The organism is Vibrio sp. YYF0003, assembly GCF_036350715.1.
Lineage (GTDB): Bacteria > Pseudomonadota > Gammaproteobacteria > Enterobacterales > Vibrionaceae > Vibrio > Vibrio natriegens.
Genome location: NZ_JAZDWA010000008.1, coordinates 127,371 through 144,833, shown reverse-complemented (window position 1 = coordinate 144,833; position 17,463 = coordinate 127,371). Strand labels below are relative to the sequence as shown.

The following is a 17,463-nucleotide window of genomic DNA, read 5'->3' as shown; positions in this document are numbered from 1 at the left end:
AAATAACAATGCTGAGGCGCTTACTGAAGGTTGTTTCGCATCATAACCCTGTGCTTAGAGTGGAATTGCGTATAATTTCCAATTACAGTGTCAAAGTTTGGACAAAAGCTTGAGCAATCTGTTAGTTTGAGTGGAAAGAGTTTTTGTCTTTGTTATACATTGTCTTATCATGTTGTATAGCATTTACGACAGCATCGGGAAATCTCGGCTTATTCTCTCATACGTTTTGCTGATATCGGCAGGGCGAGTATTCACGTTCAAAGCTCCGAGAATTTCTTAAAATTATTACTTTGGTTAACACGATTGGGCTGGCTATCTTTAAGTGAGTCTTAAGAAAAACAACGAAAATAAATAACAGTGTTAGCCACTAAAACAGACTAAAAACCATCATTATGACAGAACACGAAAACACAAATGAAGTACCGCTTTCCATTGAAGCGGGCACACTATTGAAAAACAAACGCGAATCTTTAGGAATGACACAAAAGCAAGTTGCTGATCGCCTGAGACTTCGCGTTTCTGTTATTGAAGATATTGAAAACAATCGATTTGAATCACAACAAGTAGCGACCTTTACTCGTGGTTACTTGCGCTCGTATGCCAAAGTGGTTGGTCTTGATGAAAAAGTAGTACTAACAGCACTAGAGCAAACCGCCGATATCCAGCCGAAAGATCAAGAAATCGAAATGCAGAGCTTTTCTCGCAAAACTAAGCATGAAAAGCACAACAGCCGAATTATGTTCCTGACCTGGGTTATCGCCATCGTGATTACCGGGATCTCTGCTGCCTGGTGGTGGCAGAACCAACAAGATAATAGCCTGACTCAGGTTGTGACGGATTCCAGTGTAGAAGGGCCAGAGCCTAGCGCACAAGAGTTGGCGGACATAGATCAGATGAGTGCCGATGAATTAATCGCAAGCGCTCCCGCTGATATTACAGTTTCCGCTGAACAGCCTGTAGCAGCAGATGAAGCGTTAAGTTCTGCTGAAGCAACAGAAGTATTGCCTAGTGATCAACTGGCAAGTACAGATATTGAAGAGCCTGTAGCAGTGATTGAAGAGGCTGAGGTCGTTGAAGAGCCAGCTATCATCGTGCCGGAGGGAATGAGCCTTCTCACTATGACATTTAAAGCAGACTGCTGGATTCAGGTGAAAGATACCAATGGCAAAACGCTGGTGAGCGGCACCCATAAACCAGGTCAGGATGTAGAACTTACCGGAAAAGCACCATTTAAAGTGATTTTGGGCGCACCGGAAGGGGTTACAATGACATTTGCGAGTGAACCTGTCGACCTTTCTGGGTATACTTCAGGCAAAGTCGCTAGATTCACTTTACCGTTATAAAAAATTATGCAACACGAATCTCCTATTATTCGTCGTAAATCGACGCGTATTTATGTGGGTGATGTGCCAATTGGTGATGGTGCTCCAATTGCTGTACAGTCAATGACCAACACTCGCACGACTGACGTGGAAGCGACAGTCGCACAAATCCGAGCACTAGAAAAAGTGGGCGCAGACATCGTCCGTGTTTCTGTACCTACAATGGATGCAGCTGAAGCCTTCAAACTGATCAAACAGCAAGTGTCTGTTCCGTTGGTTGCTGATATTCATTTCGATTATCGTATTGCGCTTAAAGTAGCAGAGTACGGTGTTGACTGTCTGCGTATCAACCCAGGTAACATCGGCAATGAAGAGCGTATTCGTTCTGTAGTTGATTGTGCCCGTGACAAAAACATTCCAATCCGTATTGGTGTCAACGGTGGTTCTTTAGAAAAAGATCTGCAGATGAAGTACGGTGAACCAACCCCAGAAGCGTTGGTTGAGTCGGCAATGCGTCATGTGGATCACCTAGATCGTCTTAACTTTGATCAATTCAAAGTGAGCGTGAAAGCATCCGATGTTTTCCTTGCGGTAGACTCATACCGTCTGTTAGCGAAGAAAATTGACCAACCACTGCACTTAGGCATTACCGAAGCCGGTGGTGCACGTGCAGGTGCCGTGAAGTCTTCTGTAGGCTTGGGCATGCTGCTGGCTGAAGGTATTGGCGATACTTTGCGTATCTCTCTTGCTGCAGATCCCGTCGAAGAAATCAAAGTAGGTTTCGATATTCTTAAGTCCCTACGCATTCGCTCACGTGGAATCAACTTCATTGCGTGTCCGAGTTGTTCTCGTCAGGAATTTGATGTTATCGGGACTGTGAACGCACTTGAAGAGCGTTTAGAAGATATCATCACCCCAATGGATGTTTCGATTATCGGTTGTGTCGTCAATGGCCCTGGTGAAGCGGAAGTTTCTCATTTAGGCTTGGCGGGCAGTAACAAGAAGAGTGCTTTTTATGAAGATGGTAAACGTCAGAAAGAGCGCTTTGATAACAACGACCTTGTGGATCAGCTAGAAGCTAAAATCCGTGCGAAAGCGTCTATGATGGACAGCGAAAGTCGCATCGAAGTAAAAGTACAAGATTAATCTCAACGAGAATTACGGTAAGTATTGTGGCAAAAACAATTCAAGCAATTCGAGGCATGAACGACTGCCTCCCAACTCAATCACCGCTGTGGCAAAAGCTAGAAAACACAGTGAAAAATGTAATTAGCGCGTACGGTTACAACGAAATGCGCATGCCAATCGTTGAGATGACCCATCTATTCAGCCGCGCTGTTGGCGAAGAGACTGACGTGGTTTCGAAAGAGATGTACACGTTCGAAGATCGCAATGGCGATAGCCTGACGCTTCGTCCGGAAGGTACTGCAGGTTGTGTACGTGCTGGGATCGAAAACGGTCTACTGTACAACCAAGAACAACGCGTTTGGTACATGGGCCCGATGTTCCGTCACGAGCGTCCTCAGAAAGGCCGTTACCGTCAGTTCCACCAGTGTGGCGTGGAAGTATTTGGCCTGAATGGTCCTGATGTAGATGCTGAACTTATTATGATGACCGCTCGTCTGTGGCGTGAACTTAGCATCGACAAGCACGTTCGTCTTGAGCTGAACTCTATTGGTTCGCCTGAAGCTCGTGCAAACTACAATGAAGCTTTAGTGGCGTTTCTGGAACAACATATCGATGTACTGGATGACGATTGCAAACGTCGTATGCACACTAACCCTCTGCGTGTTCTTGATTCTAAAAACCCTGATGTTCAGGCGATTTTAGGTGACGCTCCTCGTCTTTCTGAGCACTTAGACGAAGAATCTAAGCAACATTTTGCAGGTCTGTGTGAACTTCTTGATGCTGCAGGCATCGAATACACTGTTAACGAACGTCTTGTTCGTGGTCTGGACTACTACAACCGTACTGTTTTCGAGTGGATCACTGAAAGCTTAGGTGCACAAGGTACAGTATGTGGTGGTGGTCGTTATGACGGTCTGGTTGAACAGCTAGGTGGTAAAGCAACGCCAGCAGTTGGTTTTGCTATGGGCCTTGAGCGCCTAGTGCTTATGCTGGAAACACTAGAGTTAACGGAAGTACGTCGTAGCGTTGACGTATACGTTGTGACCGCGGGCGAAGGTACCATGATGGCAGGGATGAAACTTGCCGAGCAGCTTCGTGAAGAAGTACCTGGCGTACGTGTGATGAATCACTTTGGTGGCGGTAACTTCAAGAAACAGTTTAAACGCGCAGATAAAGTTGGTGCTGTAGTAGCATTGGTTCTGGGTGAGAACGAAGTTGCGGATAACACCGTAGTATTGAAAGACTTGGCTGGTGGTGAGCAACACACTTACAACCAAGCAGAAGTTGCTGAAAAGATCGCAGCACTGATTTAAGTCTTTTAGTAAGCTAGTAATTTTATCCTGGTTCGTTATTTGAGGCTCCCACATGTGGAGCCTTTAAACGAGATGGGAACAATGGCAGCTTTGCTGCCATTTACATGTTTTAAGAGGACAGGAAGTGGAACTTTACGATACTGAAGAACAACAAGTTGAAGCCATTAAAGACTGGTGGAAAGAGAACGGTAAAGCCGTCATCATCGGTGCTGTTGTTGGTTTAGGTGGTCTATTTGGTTGGCGTTACTACCAGGATTCAGTGATTCAGGCGAGTGAAGCAGCTTCACAGAGCTATACAACAGCGATTAGTGCATTGCAAGAAAAAGGTGTTGATGCACAGGCTGAAGTTCAGGCATTCATCGATTCAAGCGAAGTAAAAGAATATTCAGTATTGGCCGCTCTGCAACTCGCGAAATCACAAGTTGAAGCACAGGATCTTTCTGCTGCGCTTGAGCAACTAAAGTGGGCACAAAGCAGCACTAAAGATGCAGCATTGTCACCACTTATCAGTTACCGCATTGCTCGTATTGAAGCGGAACTGGGTAACTTTGATGCAGCAACGTCTGAACTAAGCAAAGTAACCGATGCCGCATGGAATGGTCGTATTTCGGAGCTTCGAGGTGATATCGCGCTTCGTCAAGGTGACGAAGATGCCGCTTATGCCGCTTATACTGAAGCGCAGCAAGCGACAGATGCAAGCCCGACACTGCAAATGAAATTGGACGATCTGGCGAAATAAGGACCGCATTGGATGAAAAGAGTCTTTAAAAAAGCCTTGTTAGGGGCGTTAACGATGGGCATCCTCGCAGGTTGTGCGAGTGAAGAAGATACCATTGTTATGGCGCCGCTACCTCAAGTCGATAGTGAGTTTACGACTCATACAGAATGGAGCACGTCGGTGGGTGATGGCGTTGGTCATTACTTCTCTAAACTGTCTCCAGTTTATGCCAACGGTACTTTATTTGTTGCAAGTCGTGACGGTATTGTCAAAGCGCTGGATCCAGAAAACGGCAAGCCGCTTTGGGAAGTTGATCTAGAAGAGAGCGTTGTAGCTCGTCTATCTGGAGGTATCACAGCCGCTTACGGAAGCCTATACATAGGTTCTGACAACGGTGATGTTATTGCACTTTCCCAAGAGACTGGTGAAGTGAACTGGCGTGTTAAGGTCGGCGGAGAAGTACTCGCAAAACCGGTTGCTGACTCTGGTTTGATCATCATTAATACCAGCCGAGGCACACTTGTTGCTCTTAACGAAAGCACTGGTGAGCAACGCTGGGCATTGAGCACTGAAGTACCTAACCTGACTCTACGTGGTGACAGTACACCTGTGGCGATTGGTGGTGGTGTTTTCTGGGGCACGGCAAATGGCCGATTGGCAGCAGCGATTGTGGAACGTGGTCAGCTTATTTGGCAACAACCAATCGGTACGCCAAAAGGTGCAACGGAAATCGACCGTCTGGTTGACGTTGACGCTTCACCAATCGTACTTGGCGGCACTCTTTTCACCATCGGTTTTAATGGTCAGCTAGTTGCGGTTGACTTGCGCTCTGCAAACCCGATTTGGAAGCGTAATTACTCATCGGCGAATGACATGGCAACGGATGGTAGCCGTCTGTTTGTCATTACTGAAAAAGATCATGTTGTCGCCGTTGATGCGCGAAGTGGCACTGAGTTGTGGGAAAACAGCTTGCTAGAGCACCGTCAACTGACGGCGCCGGTTGTGATAGGTAACTATCTGGTTGTTGGTGACACATTGGGTTACCTGCACTGGATGGATCGCTCAACTGGTGAATTCGTAGCACAGCAATATATTGATGACAGTGGTTTTGCTGTTGGTCCAACGTTGCTGTCTGATGGTTATGTCCTTACTACTCGCAACGGCGATGTAAAGAAACTAACCATTAACGAATAATATCGTGATATAATTCACATTCGGCTCCTGGCTGGTGACAGTTAGGAGCCGTTTTGTTGTTTGAAATTATTGTTTATTTATTAAAAGTTATTCCTGACGTGGTTATAGGTAAAACCTGGTTTGATTTGGCATTGGGCAAGTCGTTACCTATAACTACAGAAGAAAGATTATTGTAGAGGTTGTTATGGTACCTGTTGTGGCCCTAGTCGGGCGTCCGAATGTAGGTAAATCTACACTATTTAACCGATTGACACGCACTCGTGACGCTTTGGTTGCGGACTTTCCTGGCCTGACGCGAGACCGTAAATATGGCCAAGCTAAACTTGGTGAAGAGCACGAATTCATCGTCATCGATACCGGTGGTATTGACGGTACGGAAGAAGGCGTTGAAACAAAGATGGCGGAGCAGTCTTTAGCGGCCATTGATGAAGCTGACGTTGTGCTATTCCTAGTTGACGGTCGTGCTGGTCTTACGCCTTCTGATGAAGCGATTGCGGCGCACCTGCGTAAAATTGAAAAGCCAGCCATGCTGGTAGTAAACAAAATTGACGGTATTGATGCCGATGCTGCTTGTGCCGATTTCTGGCAGTTGGGTGTCGACGACATGTACCAGATCGCTGCCGCTCATGGCCGTGGTGTGACTGCTCTTCTTGAGCGTGCTCTTGCACCGTTCTTTGATGACTTGCTGGGCAGCGAGTCAGAAGAAGGCGAGATTGAAGATCTGACTGAATTTGAAGATGCGGAAATCCTCGAAGAAGAGTACAGCGAAGAAGAAGCGGAACAAGAGTTTCAACGTTTGCAAGATCAGCCAATCAAGCTTGCAATCATTGGCCGTCCAAACGTTGGTAAATCAACGTTGACCAACCGTATTTTGGGTGAAGAGCGTGTTGTTGTTTACGACATGCCAGGCACTACACGTGACTCTATCTACATTCCAATGGAACGTGATGGTCGTGAATACGTACTTATTGATACAGCGGGCGTACGTCGTCGTGGTCGTATCAACGAAACGGTTGAGAAATTCTCAGTAGTTAAAACGTTGAAGGCTGTAGAAGATGCCAACGTGGTTCTGCTCGTTATCGACGCGCGTGAGAACATTTCGGATCAAGACTTGAGTCTGCTTGGTTTTGCTCTGAACGCTGGTCGTTCTATCGTACTTGCTGTAAACAAGTGGGATGGCCTGGATAACGACGTGAAAGAGAACGTGAAGAAAGAGCTAGACCGTCGTCTGGGCTTTGTAGACTTCGCTCGTATTCACTTCATCTCAGCGTTGCACGGTACTGGTGTTGGTCACTTGTTTGAGTCAATTCAGGAAGCCTATAAATCAGCAACGACACGTGTCGGTACTTCAGTGCTGACTCGTATCATGAAAATGGCCGTTGATGATCACCAACCACCTATGATTCGTGGTCGCCGCATTAAACTGAAATACGCACACGCTGGTGGCTATAATCCACCAATCGTGGTCATTCACGGTAATATGGTTCGTGAGTTACCAGATTCGTACAAGCGCTATCTGATGAACTATTTCCGCAAGTCTCTGGAAATCATGGGTACACCAATCCGTATTAACTTCCAGAACAGTGAGAACCCATTTGAGAACCGTACCAACAAACTTACGCTTTCTCAGGAACGTAAGCGCAAGCGTATGATGTCTGCGGTTAAAAACCGTAATAAATAATCGAGTTCAAAAATACCCAAGTTTTGCTTGGGTATTTTTTTATCTTCAAAACACAGAACAACAACTATGACGATTACTGCGACTAAAATTCGCTTCTGTCATCAGACATGGCAGCTAGAATCCCCAATTCAACTCATCGAGCATAACGATGATGTAAGCTATCTGGTGACTGAAACCACTCCTTTTCATCCCGTAAGCCACATTTGGCCCGATCACCCTGCTGATAAAGGCTCGATTGAGATAGACGGAACGTTATTCACGGTTCTCGACTGTCAGGTTGGTGCGGTAGAGCAAGCCTCCAACACACTGTATGTTGGAACTGCAATTCCTGTAAAACGAGATACAGCAGGCTGGACGTTTGTTGTCGTGCATGTGCTACCAAGAGTCGACTCACTTGAGCCAGATATGATGGTTGCTTTGCAAGTGGATAAATCCTATCAGCTTTCTCTGAGTCGTGGTCACAGTGCCGGACATCTGGCTTACTTAGCATTAAATAAAGTACTGGCCGATGGTTATTGGCGTAAAGACGCCGACCGTAAAGACCCTCATGGTTATTATGATTTTAACAGCTATGCTCAGGAGACAAGCTTCGTTACGCCGGACAAGTGCGTGGATACGTATCGTTTAGGTAAAACACTCCGAAAAAGAGGGCTAAACAGCGCAGATATGCTGTCGGACCTCAGTGAAATAGAACATAAGGTCAATGCTCAGTTGTCAGAATGGCTTCAGAACAATGAGACGATTATTATAGAGTGTCATGGTGATAATCTTACCGATTCTCGCTATTGGAAGTGCGATCTGGGAGAAGGGGAAATCGCTGTGATCCCTTGTGGTGGAACGCATGCCGGACACTTAAATGAGTTTGCCTCAATACAAGTAACCTTAATAGAATGTGACCCACAAACTATTGAAATGCACACCGAAGTAAAAGCGTTTTCAGACAATTAGATCTTTTTATTAAATTCTGCCTACTTTGTATTTTTACTTTATGTTTGGGGTTTTTATCTGATTTAAATTGAAATGCAGAATATGTAACTTATGCTTTCGGTGTGTGGTTATATAAATATTCTTTTAGGGGGTGATCGCTGATCAAGTGGGTAATATCCGACGATCAGAATAAGATCTTTATATGCCTGAACGAATGACGCATCAATCCGAGATCTCAAAAGCAGTGACGGCGATCATTGTTTAGTGTGGCAAATTTTGAATAATGAGATTAAGAAATGAGTAAGGTAAAGGCGTATGCAGCAGAATATTTGTCCGACTTGTGACGTTGAATTAGAGTGGACGGGTCAGTATCACTGTAACCAGTGTGAGTCCGATTTCAAAAAGGTAGGGTTTTGTCCCGGTTGTGACGCTGAACTGGAAAAGCTTCAGGCTTGTGGGGCGGCGAACTACTTCTGTAATACTTGTAATGAACTCAAATCAAAATCTCGAGTTCGATTTGAGTTTCAAAAGATTGACTAACGCTAAACTGGGTTAGTTGACGGTCGAGCGAATCTCGCCATTTGCTAAACGGGTGACCAGACGGTCGCCCGTTTTCACATCTTCAGCCTGGGTAATCACCTTGCCTTGCTCTGTTTGCGTGATGGAGTAGCCACGTTTGAGAGTTGCAAGAGGGCTCACTGCCTCCAGCTTTTCTGCAGCCATTGCCAGTTGATGACGCACAGTCAGTAATTTGCGATCCATGGCATCCAACAGCTTTTGCTCGACACGGTCTAGTCTCGATTTTTGCTGAGCTAAGTGCCTGACAGGAGAATTCAATTGCAGACGGTGGTGTTTACGCTCAATCGCTTGCTGACGAGTATCGATGAAGCGTTGCATTGCTCTGCGCAGTCGTACATCTAGTTCATCTAATTGCTGCGATTGACGCTGCAACTGATAGCTGGGATGTTGACGCTCTAAACGGTGGAGAAGTTGCGCTGCTTGCTGTTTTTGTTCCGCCAAATAGTAACGCATTGCGCTCGCCAATTTATGTTGACGAGTAACGAGGGCTTGATCTTTATGACTATTATCGCGGCTCACCAGCTCCGCAGCTGCCGAAGGCGTCGGTGCTCGTACGTCGGCAACAAAGTCAGCAATCGTTACATCGACTTCGTGGCCCACGGCACTAATGATTGGGATTTGGCTGGCCGAGATCGTACGCGCAAGGATCTCGTTGTTAAAGCACCATAAATCTTCTAATGAACCACCACCACGGCCAACAATAAGCACGTCACATTCATTACGGCTGTTTGCACGACCGATTGCTTGTGCGATTTGAATAGCGGCATCTTCTCCCTGAACCATGGTCGGATAAATTACAACGGGAAGAGAAGGGTCACGGCGTTTTAATACATCGAGGATATCGTAAAGTGCCGCACCGGTTTTAGAGGTGATTACGCCCACGCGTTTTGGGTGCTCTGGCAAAATCTGTTTGTTCGTTTGGGCAAACAAACCTTCTGCTGCCAGTTTCATCTTGAGTTCTTCAAACTCTTGCTGCAGACGGCCATCGCCTTCTGGCTGCATACTTTCGATGATAAGTTGGTAGTCGCCACGAGGCTCATACAGAGACAGGCGTGCTTTTACTAATACTTGGTTACCGTTTGCTGGCTTGAAAGTCACACGACGATTGTTGCCACGAAACATGGCACATTTAACTTGCGCGCGAGAGTCTTTTAGCGTGAGGTACCAATGACCAGAGACAGGGGCTGAGAAGTTTGAAATCTCTCCGACAAGCCAGACGATCCCCATTTCATTTTCCAACAGGAGGCGGACTTCTGCATTAAGACGAGAAACGGTGAAAATGTTTTGATTGGTCTGGGAGAGCACAGCTAATCTCGTAGACGTGAGTATGGAAATTAGCGGCAATATAATACATAGCAAGGGGGTAATTGCAAGAAAAAAATTAAAAAACTTGTAGTCAATCGATTGTCTTGAACGTATAATCCCTCCGCAATATCTAATCCAAATGTAACTCGTTGACCAAAACGGTTACCCTCATTATGCGAAACGATGAGACTTTGGATTGTTTTTTTTACTCCTCTAATTGTGAGATATTGCAAATGCTAAGAATTGCCAAAGAAGCGCTGACATTCGACGACGTACTGCTAGTGCCAGCACACTCCACCGTTCTCCCAAACACAGCTGATCTTCGCACTCAGCTAACGAAAAATATTGCTCTGAATATTCCAATGATTTCTGCGTCTATGGATACCGTGACGGAAGCTCGTCTCGCTATTGCACTTGCGCAGGAAGGTGGCATTGGCTTTATCCACAAAAACATGTCTATTGAGCAGCAGGCAGCTGAAGTTCGTAAAGTTAAAAAATTCGAATCAGGTGTTGTTACAGACCCTGTGACAGTAAACCCTGATGCAACCATCGCTGACGTAGTCGCACTGACTGAAAAACACGGTTTTGCTGGCTTCCCTGTTGTCACTGAGCACAATGAACTTGTTGGTATCATCACTGGCCGTGACGTTCGCTTTGTTACTGACCTTTCTAAGAAAGTATCTTCTGTTATGACGCCAAAAGAAAAATTGGCGGCTGTAGAAGAAGGTGCGACTCGTGAAGAAGTGCAGGAAAAAATGCACGAAGCACGTGTAGAGAAAGTACTGGTTGTAAATGATGATTTCAAACTGACTGGTATGATCACAGCGAAAGACTTCCACAAAGCAGAACGTAAACCAAATGCATGTAAAGATGGACGTGGTCGTCTACGCGTTGGTGCAGCAGTTGGTGCTGGTGCAGGTAACGAAGAACGTGTTGCTGCACTAGTTGAAGCTGGCGTTGACGTACTGCTAATCGACTCTTCTCACGGTCACTCTGAAGGCGTTCTACAACGTATTCGTGATACTCGTGCTGCTTACCCAGATCTAGATATCATCGGCGGTAACGTTGCAACAGGTGCTGGCGCGAAAGCACTTATCGAAGCTGGCGTAAGCGCAGTAAAAGTTGGTATCGGCCCTGGTTCTATCTGTACGACTCGTATCGTAACTGGTGTTGGTGTTCCTCAAATTACAGCAATCGCAGATGCGGCTGAAGTAGCGAATGAATACGGTGTTCCTGTTATCGCAGATGGCGGTATCCGTTTCTCAGGTGACATCTGTAAAGCAATCGTAGCTGGCGCATCATGTGTGATGGTTGGTTCTATGTTTGCAGGTACAGAAGAAGCACCGGGCGAAGTTATTCTTTACAACGGCCGTTCTTACAAAGCTTACCGCGGCATGGGTTCTTTGGGTGCAATGTCTCAAGGTTCTTCTGACCGTTACTTCCAGTCTGACAACGCTGCAGACAAGCTTGTACCTGAAGGTATCGAAGGTCGTATCGCATACAAAGGTCGTCTGAAAGAGATCGTACACCAGCAAATGGGTGGTCTACGTTCAAGCATGGGTCTAACGGGGTCTGCAACTATCGAAGATATGCGTACTAAAGCTGAATTTGTACGTATCTCTGGTGCAGGTATGCAAGAGTCTCATGTACATGACGTTCAGATTACTAAGGAAGCGCCAAACTACCGCCTAGGTAACTAATTGCCTAGAGTAAACGTTTGCTTTTTCCTTGAAGCATTAAGAAGAGGCGAGTACACTCGCCTCGGTTTTAATCACTTAGCCTAAAAAGACTGCTCAAAATGACTAAAAATATCCATGACCAACGTATTCTGATCTTGGACTTCGGTTCTCAGTACACTCAATTAGTTGCTCGTCGCGTACGTGAAATCGGCGTTTACTGTGAACTATGGAGCTGGGACGTAGAAGAAGCGGATATTCGTGAATTCAACCCAGATGGCATCATCCTATCTGGCGGCCCTGAAAGCGTAACGGAAGAAAACTCTCCACGCGCTCCTCAATATGTATTTGACTCAGGTGTTCCTGTTCTTGGTGTATGTTACGGCATGCAGACCATGGCAGAGCAGCTAGGTGGTAAAGTCGCAGGCTCAAACGAGCGTGAGTTTGGCTACGCACAAGTTAAAGTTTCTGGCGAATCTGCACTATTCAAAGATCTTGAAGCAACTCAAGACGTATGGATGAGCCACGGTGACAAAGTAGTAGAAATCCCAGCAGACTTCGTAAAAGTAGGTGAGACAGATACATGTCCTTACGCTGCGATGGCGAATGAAGAGAAGAAATACTACGGCGTTCAGTTCCACCCAGAAGTAACGCACACAAAACAAGGCCTACAAATTCTAGAGAACTTTGTTCTTGGCGTATGTGGTTGTGAGCGTCTATGGACCTCTGAATCTATCATCGAAGACGCAGTCGCTCGCATTAAAGAGCAAGTAGGTGACGACGAAGTTATCCTAGGTCTGTCTGGTGGTGTGGATTCATCGGTTGTTGCTATGTTGGTTCACCGCGCTATTGGCGACAAGCTAACGTGTGTATTCGTTGACAACGGTCTACTTCGTCTAAACGAAGGCCAGCAAGTAATGGATATGTTTGGCGACAAGTTCGGTTTAAACATCATCAAAGTTGACGCAGAAGATCGTTTCCTTGACGCGCTAAAAGGCAAGTCTGACCCAGAAGATAAGCGTAAGACAATCGGTCACGTATTCGTAGACGTATTCGATGAAGAGTCTAAGAAACTGGCTAATGCAAAATGGCTAGCTCAGGGTACTATCTACCCAGACGTAATCGAATCAGCAGCTTCTAAAACTGGTAAAGCGCACGTGATTAAATCACACCACAACGTGGGCGGCCTACCTGAAGATATGGAAATGGGTCTTGTTGAGCCTCTACGTGAGCTATTTAAAGATGAAGTTCGTAAGATTGGCCTTGAGTTAGGTCTTCCTTACAACATGCTTTACCGCCACCCATTCCCGGGTCCTGGTCTAGGTGTTCGTGTTCTTGGCGAGATCAAGAAAGAGTACTGTGATTTGCTACGTCGCGCTGACGCTATCTTTATTGAAGAGCTTCACGCAGCAGACCTATACAACAAAGTATCTCAAGCGTTCACGGTATTCCTACCTGTACGTTCAGTTGGCGTAATGGGCGATGGCCGTAAGTACGATTGGGTTGTATCTCTACGTGCAGTAGAAACCATCGACTTTATGACAGCGCATTGGGCGCACCTACCATACGACTTCCTAGGTAAGGTTTCTAACCGCATTATTAACGAAGTTGATGGCATTTCACGTGTTGTTTACGACATTTCTGGTAAGCCACCAGCGACAATCGAGTGGGAATAATTCCCAAAGATTTTGTTTGATAGAACCAGCCTTCGGGCTGGTTTTTTTATATCTAAAATCTTCGAATCGAAATCGTCAGTTTTTTCTTAGCGATTATATACACTCAGTTAAAATGAATGTATATTCATATTTATTGTTTAATTATATAAATGGTATTGCTATGGAACAGGCTGAAGTTACCTCTCTCATTCCCATCCTTATTACTCTTTTTCTCGCTCTGACTACACGAAATGTTGTCGTTGGTTTATTCGCGGGTGTGGTTAGTGGTGTCGCCATGCTTGAAGGCACATTTGTTGAAAAAGGGCCGCTAGAATCGTTTAGTGCATTGATGAAAAGTTACCTACTCCCGCAACTTACCGACAGCTATAACGCTGGTGTGATTTTGTTATTAGTCTTTATCGGTGGTTTCGTCGCTTTAATGGAAAAGTCTGGCGGTGGTGTTGCCTTTGCTAAAAAGGTAACGCAATGGGTGGCGAGTAAATGCCAAGCTCAGATCTCTGCATGGTTTGGCGGTGTAGTAATATTCTTCTCAGACCTTGGTACGCCCTTGATTGTTGGCCCAGTGTTCCGACCTTTATTTGATAAGCTAAAAGTATCACGTCAAAAATTAGCTTTTATTATCGATTCCACTTCCTCTCCCGTCGCAATCTTGATTCCTTTTATCGGGTGGGGCGTTTACATCATGGGCTTAATCCAAAAAGAGTTCACTGCACTGAATGTGAGTATGAGTGATTGGGATGCTTTCATTGGAGCCATTCCTTACCAGTTTTATGCGTTCTTAGCGATTGCTATCGTACCCATCGTTTCCTTTTTTAAACTCGACTTCGGACCAATGGCCAAAGCAGAAAAACTCGCAGAGCAGGGCGATGATTTTGGGAAAGTTCAAGAGTCACTAAATGTGTTTACGCATAAAAATGCAAAATCTAGCTTTGTGTGGGCTCCACTCTTGGTGATGTTGCTTGTTCTGTGCACTATTCTCGTACCGCATGGTTTCCCTTTGCAAAAGGTAGCGGGTTCGACATTCCGTGCCGCGCTTTCATCAGCCTACTTTTTTGCCGCATTTACTCTTATTGCACTGATGGCATTTTATGGCGTTAGAAAGTTATCAGATGGCATTCAGGTGTACTTAAAAGGTATGTCGAACATGATGTCGGTTGCGGTAATACTCGTATTAGCATGGTCACTAAGCTCTGTTGGCAAAGAGCTTGGGGCTGCTGCTTATATTGCCGAGCAGGCACAAACGGGCTTTCCTAATTGGTTGTTACCTGCTGTTGCCTTCCTATTAGCGGGAATTATTTCATTTGCGACAGGTTCATCATGGGGAACATTTGCGATTATGATGCCTTTGGTGATTCCTACAGCCATCGCTATTGATGCCCCATTGTTAGTTTGTATTGGTGCAGTACTCTCTGGGGGCTTGTTTGGTGATCATTGCTCGCCAATATCTGAGACCACCATTCTGTCTTCTACAGGGGCTGGATGTGAGCAATATGAGCACTTTAGAACTCAACTACCATACGCTTTATTGAATGGTGCTGTAGCGCTGGTGTGTTTTCTTATCGCAGGAGTGGCCGCATCACCGATTATTGTATTGCTGGCAGTTGCTGCGCAGTTTGCTATTTACTTTATCATCTCAAAACAGAATCAACACAGGGAAGCCGAGCCGCTTACCTCAGAGAGCTAGCGCAAAAGTCACCATAAATCGGGAGCTATTAAGCTCCCGCTTTTTTAGCCAACGATAAAGAAAGTTGAGCACGCTAACTTGAACCTTCAGTAACTCCCCCAGTAAACCTGTAGATGGTGGTTTCGTCTTTGTTATTAGGTTGTTTCTTAATCAGTGGGTGGTTATTTGTGAAATCTAAGTTTCCAGTAACGGCTTTTCTCTTTTGTGACTGCCTCCATTAAAATTTGCGCGCATTTTTTATCAACTTTTTTTAAAGGTATTTGTACATGTCGACAAAACTGGCTAACCCAGCACCGCTAGGTCTAATGGGTTTCGGTATGACCACGATTCTGCTAAACATTCATAATGCAGGATTTTTCCCACTGGACTCAATGATTCTAGCGATGGGCATCTTTTATGGTGGCCTTAGTCAAGTTATCGTTGGCATCATGTGCTTTAAGCGCGGTGACACGTTCGGTACAACTGCATTTACATCTTACGGCCTATTCTGGCTGACTCTAGTAGGTCTGATTGTTATGCCTCACATGGGACTACCAGCAAGCCCAGCGAGCTTCATGGGTTGGTACCTGGCACTATGGGGTATCTTTACTGGCTTTATGTTCATTGGCTCTCTTTGCTACCCAACAGCAAAACAGGTTGTGTTTGGTTCTCTGACTATTCTGTTCTTCTTGCTTGCTGCGCGCGATTTCACTGGTAGCGAGCTGATCGGTACAATTGCTGGCTTTGAAGGTATTTTCTGTGGTGCTAGTGCGGTTTACTTCGCAATGGCTCAAGTACTAAACAATGAGTTTGGTCGTGAAGTTCTACCAGTTGGCAAAGCTAAAATCGCTCGTAAAGTTGAAGCGGTTGCAATGGCTTAAACGCTACATTTTGCAGATTTCAAAAGCGGACCTCAGGTCCGCTTTTTTATTGTCTGAACTTAACTGCACCAAGTGGGAATTATCTGATTTATATATTGTTGTGACATTACGCGAGCTTTTTCTCAAAGAATAATTCATTATTTACGTATCCATATACAACGAGTTACATTCTATGAAAAAGCATTTGTCAGTTATTCTCACATTCGCCTTTGCGGTGATCTCATCTCCACTCTTAGCTCAGAGTAGCGATCCATTACCTTCTTGGAATGAAGGTTCGACAAAACAAGCTATCATCCAATTTGTTAGCGAAGTTACCGACTCAGATTCCGCTAATTTTGTTGCTCCAGCGGATCGCATTGCTACGTTTGATAACGATGGAACGCTATGGTCCGAAAAGCCGATGTACTTCCAGATACTGTTTGCTCTGGACCAAATTAAAGCACAAGCTGCGGACCATCCAGAGTGGAAAATCACTACCCCTTACTCCCTCGTATTGAACGACCAGTTGGATAAATTGACTGCAGACGATCTCATCAAATTAGTGCTACAAACTCATACAGGTGTGATCAGTGATGAATTTACCGCTATGGTTAAAAGCTGGATCAATACGGCAAAACACCCAGTAACAGGCGCGCCATACACCGACATGGTTTTCCAGCCGATGTTAGAGCTTTTAGATTTCTTGGAAGATAATGGATTCAAAAACTTTATCGTTTCTGGCGGAGGAAATGCTTTTATGCGCGCTTGGGCTTCCGATGTCTATAACATTCCGTCGGAGCGAATTATTGGGACCCAACTTGCAACTGAGTTTGTGAATGTGGACGGAAGCTATCAAGTTAAGCGAATGCCGGGCGTTGTGGTGAATAATGACAAAGTAGAAAAACCACTGCAGATTTATCAACACATCGGTAAGCGTCCAATTGCTTCATTTGGCAACTCGGATGGTGACCTGCAAATGCTGCAGTGGACCACCTCTGGTCCCGGACCGCGTCTTGCAATGTATGTTCACCATACTGATGAGAAACGAGAGTGGAAGTACGATCGTGAGTCCAGCGTAGGCAAACTCGATAAGGGTCTCGACGAAGCAAAAGAGAAAGGCTGGTTAGTTGCGGATATGAAAAATGATTGGGTACAAATATATCCGTCGAAATAGCTTGTGCTATCTCTGTATAAGAAAGGGGTTATCCATAGGGTAACCCCTTTCTTTTTTTTATCAGTATGAGTTTTAGTTAATCTACTGCACTTTAGTTTTTATTTTGTGTTTTTGTTTATTTTGCTGTTTTTATTTTGCTTACACAGATTTTTCTTCTGTTGCTCTATTGGGTTTGCACCGTTCAAGAGCGCATGATCACTGAGCGATCATTTAGAAGAGTATTTGTTTTTTATGTTTGGTTATGAGG

General features: G+C 45.3%; 14 protein-coding genes. 13 read left to right on the top strand and 1 reads right to left on the bottom strand.

Annotation, left to right across the window (positions count from 1 at the left end; genetic code table 11):
• The first annotated feature begins 392 nt into the window (after positions 1-392).
• The 8 genes from rodZ (at position 393) to V1U08_RS19995 (ending at position 8,823) form a co-directional block, all read left to right on the top strand.
• The gene (gene rodZ, locus V1U08_RS20030) at positions 393-1,343 is read left to right on the top strand and encodes a cytoskeleton protein RodZ (RefSeq protein ID WP_330471315.1); all 951 of its coding nucleotides are present in this window, start codon (positions 393-395) and stop codon (positions 1,341-1,343) included.
• A 6-nt stretch (positions 1,344-1,349) separates the two neighbouring features.
• Positions 1,350-2,468 carry a flavodoxin-dependent (E)-4-hydroxy-3-methylbut-2-enyl-diphosphate synthase gene (ispG, locus tag V1U08_RS20025; protein ID WP_014230940.1) on the top strand — a complete coding sequence of 373 codons (1,119 nt, stop codon included), beginning with the start codon at positions 1,350-1,352 and terminating at the stop codon, positions 2,466-2,468.
• Between the two features lie 26 nt (positions 2,469-2,494).
• On the top strand, positions 2,495-3,763 hold the full coding sequence (gene hisS, locus V1U08_RS20020) for a histidine--tRNA ligase (RefSeq protein ID WP_014230941.1): 1,269 nt from the start codon (positions 2,495-2,497) through the stop codon (positions 3,761-3,763).
• A 124-nt stretch (positions 3,764-3,887) separates the two neighbouring features.
• Positions 3,888-4,502: a YfgM family protein gene (locus V1U08_RS20015; protein ID WP_330471314.1), complete on the top strand. Its 615-nt coding sequence runs from the start codon at positions 3,888-3,890 to the stop codon at positions 4,500-4,502.
• Between the two features lie 12 nt (positions 4,503-4,514).
• The gene (gene bamB, locus V1U08_RS20010) at positions 4,515-5,675 is read left to right on the top strand and encodes an outer membrane protein assembly factor BamB (protein WP_330471313.1); all 1,161 of its coding nucleotides are present in this window, start codon (positions 4,515-4,517) and stop codon (positions 5,673-5,675) included.
• A gap of 184 nt (positions 5,676-5,859) precedes the next feature.
• On the top strand, positions 5,860-7,356 hold the full coding sequence (der, locus tag V1U08_RS20005) for a ribosome biogenesis GTPase Der (protein WP_014230944.1): 1,497 nt from the start codon (positions 5,860-5,862) through the stop codon (positions 7,354-7,356).
• Between the two features lie 66 nt (positions 7,357-7,422).
• Complete coding sequence (locus V1U08_RS20000) at positions 7,423-8,304, top strand: alanyl-tRNA editing protein (RefSeq protein ID WP_330471312.1); 882 nt, start codon at positions 7,423-7,425, stop codon at positions 8,302-8,304.
• A gap of 294 nt (positions 8,305-8,598) precedes the next feature.
• Entirely contained in the window at positions 8,599-8,823 is a 225-nt protein-coding gene (locus V1U08_RS19995; protein ID WP_330471311.1) for a zinc ribbon domain-containing protein, read from the top strand.
• Between the two features lie 12 nt (positions 8,824-8,835).
• On the opposite strand, the gene xseA is transcribed toward V1U08_RS19995, so the two are convergent.
• Positions 8,836-10,167, bottom strand: coding sequence for an exodeoxyribonuclease VII large subunit (gene xseA, locus V1U08_RS19990; protein ID WP_024372697.1), 1,332 nt, complete (start codon positions 10,165-10,167; stop codon positions 8,836-8,838).
• A gap of 233 nt (positions 10,168-10,400) precedes the next feature.
• Here xseA and guaB point away from each other — a divergent pair, with 233 nt between their 5' ends.
• The 5 genes from guaB to V1U08_RS19965 all read left to right on the top strand — a co-directional run bounded on the left by guaB (position 10,401) and on the right by V1U08_RS19965 (position 17,216).
• Entirely contained in the window at positions 10,401-11,867 is a 1,467-nt protein-coding gene (guaB, locus tag V1U08_RS19985; protein WP_020333650.1) for an IMP dehydrogenase, read from the top strand.
• Between the two features lie 98 nt (positions 11,868-11,965).
• On the top strand, positions 11,966-13,519 hold the full coding sequence (gene guaA / locus V1U08_RS19980; protein WP_014230949.1) for a glutamine-hydrolyzing GMP synthase: 1,554 nt from the start codon (positions 11,966-11,968) through the stop codon (positions 13,517-13,519).
• A 160-nt stretch (positions 13,520-13,679) separates the two neighbouring features.
• On the top strand, positions 13,680-15,203 hold the full coding sequence (locus V1U08_RS19975) for a Na+/H+ antiporter NhaC family protein (protein ID WP_330471310.1): 1,524 nt from the start codon (positions 13,680-13,682) through the stop codon (positions 15,201-15,203).
• Between the two features lie 266 nt (positions 15,204-15,469).
• Positions 15,470-16,063: an acetate uptake transporter gene (locus V1U08_RS19970; RefSeq protein WP_014230950.1), complete on the top strand. Its 594-nt coding sequence runs from the start codon at positions 15,470-15,472 to the stop codon at positions 16,061-16,063.
• Between the two features lie 172 nt (positions 16,064-16,235).
• Positions 16,236-17,216, top strand: a complete 981-nt coding sequence (locus V1U08_RS19965; protein ID WP_330471309.1) for an HAD family hydrolase — start codon at positions 16,236-16,238, stop codon at positions 17,214-17,216.
• The last annotated feature ends 247 nt before the right edge of the window (positions 17,217-17,463 follow it).

Excerpts from the sequence above, each read along its gene's own strand:
- rodZ (WP_330471315.1), top strand. The coding sequence starts at position 393 with ATGACAGAACACGAAAACACAAATGAAGTACCGCTTTCCATTGAAGCG.
- ispG (WP_014230940.1), top strand. The coding sequence starts at position 1,350 with ATGCAACACGAATCTCCTATTATTCGTCGTAAATCGACGCGTATTTAT.
- bamB (WP_330471313.1), top strand. The coding sequence starts at position 4,515 with ATGAAAAGAGTCTTTAAAAAAGCCTTGTTAGGGGCGTTAACGATGGGC.
- der (WP_014230944.1), top strand. The coding sequence starts at position 5,860 with ATGGTACCTGTTGTGGCCCTAGTCGGGCGTCCGAATGTAGGTAAATCT.
- V1U08_RS20000 (WP_330471312.1), top strand. The coding sequence starts at position 7,423 with ATGACGATTACTGCGACTAAAATTCGCTTCTGTCATCAGACATGGCAG.
- V1U08_RS19995 (WP_330471311.1), top strand. The coding sequence starts at position 8,599 with ATGCAGCAGAATATTTGTCCGACTTGTGACGTTGAATTAGAGTGGACG.
- guaB (WP_020333650.1), top strand. The coding sequence starts at position 10,401 with ATGCTAAGAATTGCCAAAGAAGCGCTGACATTCGACGACGTACTGCTA.
- guaA (WP_014230949.1), top strand. The coding sequence starts at position 11,966 with ATGACTAAAAATATCCATGACCAACGTATTCTGATCTTGGACTTCGGT.
- V1U08_RS19975 (WP_330471310.1), top strand. The coding sequence starts at position 13,680 with ATGGAACAGGCTGAAGTTACCTCTCTCATTCCCATCCTTATTACTCTT.
- V1U08_RS19970 (WP_014230950.1), top strand. The coding sequence starts at position 15,470 with ATGTCGACAAAACTGGCTAACCCAGCACCGCTAGGTCTAATGGGTTTC.
- V1U08_RS19965 (WP_330471309.1), top strand. The coding sequence starts at position 16,236 with ATGAAAAAGCATTTGTCAGTTATTCTCACATTCGCCTTTGCGGTGATC.